Genomic DNA, 684 nt, shown 5'->3' with positions numbered 1-684 from the left:
GGGCTGGTAGTCGCCTCGGCAGGTCTGAAATTCCAGGCTGCGCTGCAACACCCCTATGTGCTGATCGGCCTCTCGGTGATGTTCGTGCTGCTGGCCCTCTCCATGTTCGGACTCTACACCCTGCAACTGCCGAGCAGTTTGCAAACCCGGCTCTCCGGCCTCTCCAACCGCCAGCAGGGCGGCTCGGTAGTCGGGGTCGCCGTCATGGGAATGATCTCCGGGCTGGTCTGCTCCCCCTGCACCACAGCACCGCTCTCGGGGGCGCTGATCTACGTGGCCCAGAGCGGCGATCTCTGGCTCGGCGGGGCGGCGCTCTATGCGCTGTCACTGGGGATGGGGCTGCCGTTGCTGCTGCTCGGCACCTCGGGTGGCAAGCTGCTGCCCAAAGCGGGCGCCTGGATGGATGTGATCAAGCAGCTGTTTGGTTTTGCCCTGCTGGCGGTGCCGATCCTGCTGCTGTCACGGCTCTGGAGCGACCAGATTGCTACTCTCGCCTGGCTTGGCTGGGGGCTGCTGCTGTGCGGCTACCTCTATCACCACAACCAGCACCAGCCCCACTCGGTGGCCAAAAGCGTGCGCGGCTTCGTGCTGTTGCTGGCGATGATCAGCGCCGTGGTGGTGGGCAAGGATCTGCTGCAACCGGCCGGTCCTGCTGCTGCCACGGCGGATGCCAGTCAAACGGCG

Annotated in this window: 1 protein-coding gene; it reads left to right on the top strand. The window is 65.5% G+C overall.

Annotation, left to right across the window (positions count from 1 at the left end):
- Nucleotides 1-684 (top strand): cytochrome c biogenesis protein CcdA (locus AACS18_RS23325; protein WP_308810825.1); only part of this gene is annotated, 684 nt, incomplete at both ends.

It is taken from the genome of Aeromonas sp. HMWF015, assembly GCF_963878965.1.
Classification (GTDB): Bacteria; Pseudomonadota; Gammaproteobacteria; order Enterobacterales; family Aeromonadaceae; genus Aeromonas; species Aeromonas veronii.
The sequence above is the reverse complement of the archived record's forward strand: the minus strand, read 5'-3'. Positions and strand labels throughout refer to the sequence as shown.